Genomic DNA, 8,289 nt, shown 5'->3' with positions numbered 1-8,289 from the left:
GAACAAGATGGTCGTCGCGCTGCGCAGCTACAAGGCGCAGGACGTGAAGGGCGGGCTGGGCCGCGGTGGCCAGCTTCAGGTCAACTGACGCCGACGGGGCCGGCGGGATGCCGCCGGCCGCTTGTCGCGCGCGACCCACCCATTGCGAGCGCCTTGCCGGTCGGTGAGCCATGCCGTGCGGACGTGGCGTCCCGGGTGCTCGTCCCCGATCGTTGCCACACGGCGCCGCTGGACACCCGGTACGACTCGGCGGGAACGGTCGCCGAGTCGCGCCGGGCCGTGGCTCAGTCGTCTCCTTTCTCCAGTACGTTCTGCGTGAGCGTGACCGACGGAATCGTCGGCTTGAGCAACGCGCGGCGCGCGCGACGGCTCAGCCACTTCCAGCCGGCCACGAGCAGCAGCGCGACCAGCGGGATCGATGCGATCGTCCACGTGCCGTTCGGGTAGTCGAACGCCATCAACACCAGCACGCCGAGCAGGAACAGCAGCGTGAGCCACGACGTCACGGGTGCGCCCGGCATCCTGAACGATACGTCGTCCACCTCGCCGCGCCTGACCGCGGCGCGGAACTTCATCTGGCACACGACGATGAAGCCCCATGTGCTGACGATGCCGAGCGACGCGATGTTCAGCACGATCTCGAACACGCTCGACGGCACGAGATAGTTGAGCAGCACGCCGACCACATAGATCGCGACCGTCACCAGAATGCCCGCGTACGGCACGGATTGCGCGCTCATTCGCGCGAGGAACGCGGGAGCCGAGCCGCCCATCGACAGCGAACGCAACACGCGCCCCGTCGAATACAGGCCGGAGTTGAGGCTCGACAGCGCGGCGGTCAGCACGACGAGGTTCATCACCGAGCCGATGCCCGGCACGCCGAGCGCGCCGAAGAACGTGACGAACGGGCTCTGGCCCGCCTTGTACGCGCTCCACGGCAGCAGGCACACCAGCAGCACCACCGACGCGACGTAGAAAATCGCGATGCGCCAGATCACGTTGTTGATCGCGCGCGGCAGCACCTTGCGCGCATCCTTGCATTCGCCGGCGGCCGTGCCGACGAGTTCGACGCCCGCGAACGCGAACACCACGCCCTGTACCAGCACCAGCGCCGGCATCAGTCCGTGCGGAAAGAACCCGCCGTTGTCGGTGATCAGATGCATGCCGGTGTCATGGCCGGCGACCGGCATGCCCGTGCCGAGGATGACCGAACCGATCACGAGAAACAGCACGATCGCGGCGACCTTGATCAGCGCGAACCAGAACTCCATCTCGGCGAACCACTTCACGCCGATCAGGTTCATCGTCGCGACGATGCAGAGCGCGACGAGCGCGAAGATCCACTGCGGCACGGCCGCGAACGGCGCCCAGTAATGCATGTAGAGCGCGACGGCGGTGATGTCGACGATGCCGGTCATCGCCCAGTTCAGGAAGTACATCCAGCCGGCGACGAACGATGCCTTCTCGCCGAGGAATTCGCGCGCGTACGACACGAAGCTGCCGCTGCTGGGGCGATGCATCACGAGCTCGCCGAGCGCGCGCAGGATCAGGAACGAAAACGCGCCGCACACCAGATAGACGATCGCGAGCGACGGGCCGGCGGCCTGCAGTCGGCCGCCCGCCCCGAGAAACAGCCCGGTGCCGATGGCCCCGCCAATCGCGATCATCTGCACCTGTCGATTGCCGAGGGTCTGGTGATAGCCGGCTTCGTGCGATTCGAGCCAGCTGCGTTTGTCGGTTTCGCCGGTTGTCGACGGTTCGGGAATCGATGCCATGACGGTATCCTCGCGCACGGATGGGATTGAATTCATCCCGATCGCGAGGCGATCGGGACCACCGGTACCGGCGGACGAGGGCGCGGAATCAAGCGCACCTGCCCTGATTGCGATTCGCCGGGCGTGGCGAACGGCACGGTACGTCGCGAACGTATTCAGCCGTAATTCCCGTCACAAACGGAATGCAAATTTCGACTGGGCCTGTTCGAATCCGTGCATAGGGGCCGGGCGGCGGGTGAACCGGTCAGTTAATTTGGTGCGCCGGCGCGCCCTGTGAGGGCAACCGCCGCCGCCGGCGCCGGCTCATGCACCGAAATGAGGAATGCGGATCGACGGGTTGCCCGGCTGGGTCGGTGCGGCAAGCGTTGCACGGGGCGTGGCCCGGTTCTTGCTGGAGTCGTGTCGGGCCGCGCAACGGTTGCGCGCGCCCCGACGACATACCAGACAAGGAAGATTCACCGTGAGCCCGACGACCCGACCGTTCCCCCGACGCACCTGGCTGGCTGCGTTGATCGCCGCACCCGTGATGGCGCTGTTCGCCGCCGCGCCGGCCCATGCCGATGCGCTCGACACCATCGCGAAAAACGGCACGCTGCGCGTCGCGGTGCCCGAGGACTATCCGCCTTTCGGCTCGGTCGGCACGGACATGCAGCCGCAGGGCTACGACATCGACATGGCCGGCCTGCTCGCCAAGGCGCTCGGCGTCAAGCTGAAGCTGGTGCCCGTGAACAGCGCGAACCGGATTCCGTACCTGACGACCAACAAGGTCGACATGGTGATCTCGTCGCTCGGCAAGACGCCGGAGCGCGAGAAGGTCATCGATTTCTCGAGCGCGTACGCACCGTATTTCCAGGGCGTGTTCGGCCCGTCCGACGTGAAGGTGAGCGCGCCCGCCGACCTGACCGGCAAGACGGTCGGCGCCACGCGCGGCGCGCTCGAGGAGATCGCGCTGTCGCAGCTCGCGCCGAACGCGACGATCAAGCGCTTCGAGGACAACAACGCGACGATCCAGGCGTTCCTGTCGGGGCAAGTGCAACTGATCGCGGCCGGCAACATCGTCGCGGCGGCGATTCTCGCGAAGAATCCGCCGCGCCGCCCCGAGGTCAAGTTCGTGATCAAGAATTCGCCGTGCTTCGTCGGCGTCAACAAGAACGAACCGCGCCTGCTCGCGAAGATCGACGATGCGATCGCGCATGCGAAGCAGGACGGCACGCTGGGCGAGATGTCGCGGAAGTGGCTCGGCCAGCCGCTGCCGGCCGGACTGTGACGAATCGTCGTGTCGCCTGACACGTCGCCGCTGCCGGCATGCCGGGCCCGGCGCGTGTCGTTGTCCGAACCCGAATTCATTCCGTTCCCATGAGCTACCAGCTTCAATTCGGCGAGCTCGCCGAATACGTCGGCGTGTTCGCGAGCGGCGCGGCGATCACGCTCGCGCTGACCGCGGTCGCGACCGTGCTCGGCGTGGCGGTCGGCGTGCTCGGCGCGGCCGCGTACAGCGCCGACGCGCGCGCGGCCGTACGATTGCGCCCGCTGATCGGCGCGTACGTCGAGGCGATCCGCAATACGCCGTTCGTCGTCCAGCTTTTCTTCATCTTCTTCGGCTTGCCGGCGCTCGGCGTGCACATCGACGAATACACGGCCGCGATCCTCGCGATGACGCTCAATCTCGGTGCGTACTCGGTCGAGATCGTGCGCGCGGGCGTGGCCGCCGTGCCGAAAGGGCATCTGGAGGCCGCGTCGGCGCTGGCGATGTCGCGCGCGCAGATGCTGCGCCACGTCGTGCTGCCGCAGGCGCTCGCCAAGGTGTTTCCCGCGCTGTCGAGCCAGATCGTGATCACGATGCTCGGTTCGGCGGTCGTGTCGCAGATCTCGGTGGCCGACCTGACCTATGCGGCCGGCTACATTCAGTCGCGCAACTTCCGCGCGTTCGAGACGTACTTCGTGATCACGCTCGCGTATCTGGCGATGGCGCTGCTGCTGCGCGCCACGCTCGGCGCGATGGGCCGCCGCCTGTTCTCCCGTCGCCTGCGAGGTGCGCGATGACCGATTTCACGTTCGGGCAGATTCTCACGAACCTGCTGCTGGCCGCGCGCTGGACGATCGTGCTGTCGATCGTGTCGTTCGTGACGGGCGGCCTCGTCGGCCTCGGGCTGCTCGTGATGCGCGTATCGAGTTCGACACTGCTGCGCGGCGTCGCGAAGCTCTATATCGAAGTGTTCCAGGGCACCCCGTTGCTGATGCAACTGTTCATCGTGTTCTTCGGCCTGCCGCTCGTCGGGCTCGACGTGCCGCCGTGGGTCGCGGCCACGGCAGGGCTCACGTTCTTCACCAGCGCGTATCTCGCGGAAATCTGGCGCGGCTGCGTCGAGGCCGTGCCGAAGGGGCAATGGGAGGCATCGGCGAGCCTGGCAATGAGCTACGTCGAGCAACTGCGTCACGTGATCCTGCCGCAGGCCGCGCGCATCGCGATCGCGCCGACGGTCGGCTTCGGCGTGCAGGCCGTGAAGGATACGGCGCTGGTGTCGATCATCGGCTTCACCGAGCTGACGAAGGTCGGCATCGCGATCTCGAACGCGACGTTCCGGCCGTTCGTCGTGTACGGCCTCGTCGCACTGATCTATTTCGCGCTCTGTTATCCGCTTACCCGTTACGCGCGCACGTTGCAAAGGAGATGGCATGCCGCTCGTTGAAACCCGTGGTCTCGAAAAGAACTTCGGCACCCATCATGTGCTCAAGGGCATCGATTTCTCCGTCGAGCGCGGGCAGGTCGTGTCGATCATCGGCCGCAGCGGCTCGGGCAAGAGCACGCTGCTGCGCACGCTCAACGGGCTCGAGAGCATCGACGCGGGCTCGATCTCGGTCGACGGCGAACGCGTGGATGCGCGGCATGCGGACCTGCGTGCGCTGCGGCTCAAGGTCGGCATGGTGTTCCAGCAATACAACCTGTTTCCGCACCTGAGCGCCGGGCAAAACGTGATGCTCGCGCAGTCGGTGGTGAAGAAGGCGCATCGCCAGCAGGCGCGCGCGATCGCGGAACTGATGCTCGAGCGCGTGGGCCTCGGCGACAAGTTCGACGCGTTTCCGGAACAACTGTCGGGCGGCCAGCAGCAGCGCGTCGCGATCGCGCGTGCGCTCGCGATGAAGCCGAGCGTGCTGCTGTGCGACGAAATCACGTCCGCGCTCGATCCCGAGCTCGTCGGCGAGGTGCTGGGCGTCGTCGAGCAGCTCGCGCGCGAGGACATGACGCTGATCATGGTCACGCACGAGATGAACTTCGCGCGTGCGGTGAGCGACAGGATCGTGTTCATGCACCAGGGCCGCGTGTGGGAGAGCGGAACGGCCGACGAGATCTTCGAGCGGCCGCAGACGGTGGAGTTGACGCGGTTTCTGGGCAGCGTCCGGAACCCGGAGGCGGCCGCGCGCTGATACGCGGTGCCGGCGAGGCTGCACATGTCGATCGACGACTTCGGAACGGGTCATTCGAGCTTGCTGTACGTGTGCACCCGGCGTGGCGGCGGCGCACGCCGGCGCCCGTGTTCCGGGCGCGTCGGCGAGTATCCGTTCCGATGAAGGCCGACGGCTGAATCATCCGGATTCGGTTGCCGACGCCGCGCACGGACGCGCCGTTACTCCACGGCGGGAAAATCGAGCGTCGTGTCGTTCACGCGGTTCACGAGATTCGTGAACGTGATCGACGCGATGGCAAGATTGATCTCGATCAGCTGACGTTCCGTATAGCCAGCTGCACGTACTGCATCGACGACTGCACCGGGGACCGTGCCGTGCGTGCCGACGAGCGTGCGGACATACGTGACCAGCGCATCCCGCGCGGCGTCGCCGGTTGCCTCGCCCGCGCGCACCTGCTTCATCTGATCGCTCGTCAGGCCGGCCAGCTTGCCCATCAGCGTGTGAGCCGCGACGCAGTAGTCACAGCCCGCGTATTCGCTGACCGCCAGCTTGATGACTTCGATGTCTGCCTTGCCGAGCGTGCTCGACGCGACAGCGGCGTCGAATGCCAGCGCCGCGCCGAGTGCTTCGGGGCTGTGCGTTCCGATGGTTGCGTACGCATTGGGCACCTTGCCGACGGCCTTCTTGATCTTCGCGAATACTTCGGCGGCCGGGCCGGTTGCGTCTTCGGGGCGAATGGTGGTGAGACGGGACATGATCGACTCCTTCGTTCGGATTGAGGGTTGAACCGCTTAGCCATGTCGTATGGCATGGGAGTCAGTGTAGGGGTGCACGGCGAGTTCTTTAATGCCATAATTCCGCAACTTCATGCCCAAACGTCTCATATGGAACTGCTGGACCGACTGCTCGCGCTGATGCCGGTCACCGGACGGCTCGATGTGCGATGCCACTTCGGCTCGCCGTGGCGCATCGACCATCCCGAGTCGAACGAGTGGGAATTTCCCTATCACGTGCTGTTGCGCGGCGAGGCCGTGGTGGAAGGCGACGCCGGCGCGAAAGGCGAACCCGCGCTTCGAATGAAAGCCGGCGATATCGTGCTGTTTCCTTCCGGCAGCGCGCACAGCCTGCGCGACGGCAGCGGCAAGCCGCCCCGCCCGGCACGCGAGCGGCATCAGGACGGCCTGACCATTGTCACGAACGGCCGCACACGCGATGGCGCCGATGTGCTCTGCGGCCGCTTCATCCTCCCGGCGGTGCCGCAGCAGTTGCTGCGCGACCATCTGCCGGGGCGTTTGCTGGTAAGCAGCGTGAGCGAGGGCGACGGACCGGCGCGCGACGCCGCATTCGCGGCCACCAGGCTCGCCCGCGTCATCGAATTGATGCGCGAGGAAGCGTTCGAGCAACGACCGGGCAGCGCGACGGTCGTGAACCAGTTGTCGGGCGCGCTGTTTGCGTTGACCCTGCGATGCGCGTCCGATACCGGCCACGCGCCGCGCGGCCTGCTGGCGCTTGCGCAGCGTCAGCGGCTGCAGCCGGCGCTCGCGGCCATGTTCGATGAACCAGATAAGCCGTGGACGCTTCCCCAACTGGCCGCGCTCTGTCACATGTCGCGTGCCACGTTCGCACGCCACTTTGAAGAGGCAATCAGCCGCTCGGCGAGCGATGTGCTGACGGAAATCCGCATGGCGCTGGCCGGCCGCAAGCTGGCGCAAACGACGATGTCCGTCGCGGAGATCGGCGAATCGGTCGGATATCGATCGGAGGCCGCATTCCAACGGGTGTTCAAACGGCAGGTAGGCATGACGCCGGCGAAGTGGCGCATGCGGTCGTCGCAAACCGCGGAGCCGCAGGCGCGTTCGGCGTGACGGACGATGCGTTGGGCCGCCGGTTCCGTCCGGGCACGGCGTTCGCGTAATTGCCTGGATGCGGATCGGCCGCGCCATGTTGCCGCGTCGATCGTGGCCGGCCGGCGACCACGCATCCGTCGACGACGCTCGTGCATGCACGGGCCATGATCGTCGTGCCGATGTCGCACGCGGAGCGGGTTCGAAACTTTGCTATGCTGGCCGCCGCCATGCGGCGACATGGATGCGCACGATACGCACGCTGCGCGTGAGGACACGTTCACTTCACCCGGATATCTTTCAGACATGGACAGGCTCCAGGCCATGACCACCTTCGTCACGGTGGTCGAGACGGAAGGATTCGCATCGGCGGCGCGCAAGCTGAACGTATCGCCGTCGGTAATCAGCCGCGTGATGACGGAGCTCGAGGAGCATCTGGGCGTGCGGCTCTTGACGCGGACGACGCGCGTGGTCCGCATCACCGATGCGGGCGCGTCGTTTTACGAAGACTGCCGGCGAATCCTGGCGGACATCGACGCGGCGGAGCTTTCCGCCACCGGCACCGGCAATACGCCACGCGGCCAGCTCACCGTCACCGCGCCGGTGCTGTTCGGCAAGACCTACGTGACGCCTATCGCGCTCGAGTATCTGGAGCAGCATCCTTTCGTCAATCTCAACTGCTGGTTTCTGGACCGCGTCGTGAATCTCGTCGATGAAGGCGCCGACGTGGCCGTGCGCATCGGCGAGCTTCCGAATTCGTCGCTGCAGGCGATCCCGGTCGGCAAGGTGCGGCGCGTGCTGTGCGCTTCTCCCGCTTATCTCAGTGCGCACGGCACGCCGCGGCATCCGGACGATCTCGCGGCTCACGTCACGATCCAGGCGACGGGCATCACGCCGGCGCCGGAATGGCGCTTGCGCGCGCGGGACAAGACGCTCACCGTCCCTATCCAGCCGCGCCTGGTGACCACGACGAACGATTCCGCGATCGCCGCGGCGACGGCCGGCCTCGGAATCGTGCGCCTGCTGTCCTATCAGGTGGTCGACGAGCTCGCGCAAGGCACGCTGTGCGTGCTGCTGGCCGAGCACGAACTTGCCCCGCTTCCGGTTCATGTCGTGCATCGGGAGGGCAGGCACGCGAACCGGAAGGCGCGCGCCTTCATCGATCTCTGCGTCGAAAAGCTGAGAGCCAAGGCGCCGATGTGGTCTGCATAGCCGACAGCGGCGAGTCGGCACGGCGCGCGCGGCGGAACCATCCCGAACGG

At 66.5% G+C, this 8,289-nt stretch carries 8 protein-coding genes; 6 read left to right on the top strand and 2 right to left on the bottom strand.

Annotated elements, in window-relative coordinates:
* Positions 1 to 284 precede the first annotated feature (284 nt).
* On the bottom strand, positions 285 to 1,775 hold the full coding sequence (gene ansP / locus QZM15_RS29000; protein WP_124659494.1) for an L-asparagine permease: 1,491 nt from the start codon (positions 1,773 to 1,775) through the stop codon (positions 285 to 287).
* 460 nt (positions 1,776 to 2,235) lie between these two features.
* On the opposite strand from ansP, the gene QZM15_RS28995 reads away from it, so the two are divergent.
* The 4 genes from QZM15_RS28995 to QZM15_RS28980 all read left to right on the top strand — a co-directional run bounded on the left by QZM15_RS28995 (position 2,236) and on the right by QZM15_RS28980 (position 5,201).
* The gene (locus QZM15_RS28995; protein WP_059578913.1) at positions 2,236 to 3,042 is read left to right on the top strand and encodes a transporter substrate-binding domain-containing protein; all 807 of its coding nucleotides are present in this window, start codon (positions 2,236 to 2,238) and stop codon (positions 3,040 to 3,042) included.
* 89 nt (positions 3,043 to 3,131) lie between these two features.
* Positions 3,132 to 3,818, top strand: a complete 687-nt coding sequence (locus QZM15_RS28990; RefSeq protein ID WP_059578916.1) for an amino acid ABC transporter permease — start codon at positions 3,132 to 3,134, stop codon at positions 3,816 to 3,818.
* The gene (locus QZM15_RS28985) at positions 3,815 to 4,465 is read left to right on the top strand and encodes an amino acid ABC transporter permease (RefSeq protein ID WP_059638614.1); all 651 of its coding nucleotides are present in this window, start codon (positions 3,815 to 3,817) and stop codon (positions 4,463 to 4,465) included. The genes QZM15_RS28990 and QZM15_RS28985 overlap by 4 nt, the downstream gene beginning before the upstream one ends.
* On the top strand, positions 4,452 to 5,201 hold the full coding sequence (locus QZM15_RS28980) for an amino acid ABC transporter ATP-binding protein (RefSeq protein ID WP_059578922.1): 750 nt from the start codon (positions 4,452 to 4,454) through the stop codon (positions 5,199 to 5,201). The genes QZM15_RS28985 and QZM15_RS28980 overlap by 14 nt, the downstream gene beginning before the upstream one ends.
* 200 nt (positions 5,202 to 5,401) lie before the next feature.
* Here the strand turns inward: QZM15_RS28980 and QZM15_RS28975 are convergent, their stop codons facing one another.
* A complete protein-coding gene (locus tag QZM15_RS28975) occupies positions 5,402 to 5,938 on the bottom strand; it encodes a carboxymuconolactone decarboxylase family protein (protein WP_099318348.1) in 537 nt (178 codons plus the stop codon).
* Between the two features lie 129 nt (positions 5,939 to 6,067).
* Between QZM15_RS28975 and QZM15_RS28970 the strand changes: the two genes are divergently transcribed.
* Positions 6,068 to 7,048: an AraC family transcriptional regulator gene (locus QZM15_RS28970; RefSeq protein WP_059578927.1), complete on the top strand. Its 981-nt coding sequence runs from the start codon at positions 6,068 to 6,070 to the stop codon at positions 7,046 to 7,048.
* Positions 7,049 to 7,333: 285 nt separating this feature from the next.
* Complete coding sequence (locus tag QZM15_RS28965; protein ID WP_104013528.1) at positions 7,334 to 8,239, top strand: LysR family transcriptional regulator; 906 nt, start codon at positions 7,334 to 7,336, stop codon at positions 8,237 to 8,239.
* Positions 8,240 to 8,289 lie beyond the last annotated feature (50 nt).

This window comes from Burkholderia sp. AU44665, assembly GCF_030504405.1.
GTDB lineage: Bacteria > Pseudomonadota > Gammaproteobacteria > Burkholderiales > Burkholderiaceae > Burkholderia > Burkholderia semiarida.
The sequence above is the reverse complement of the archived record's forward strand: the minus strand, read 5'-3'. Positions and strand labels throughout refer to the sequence as shown.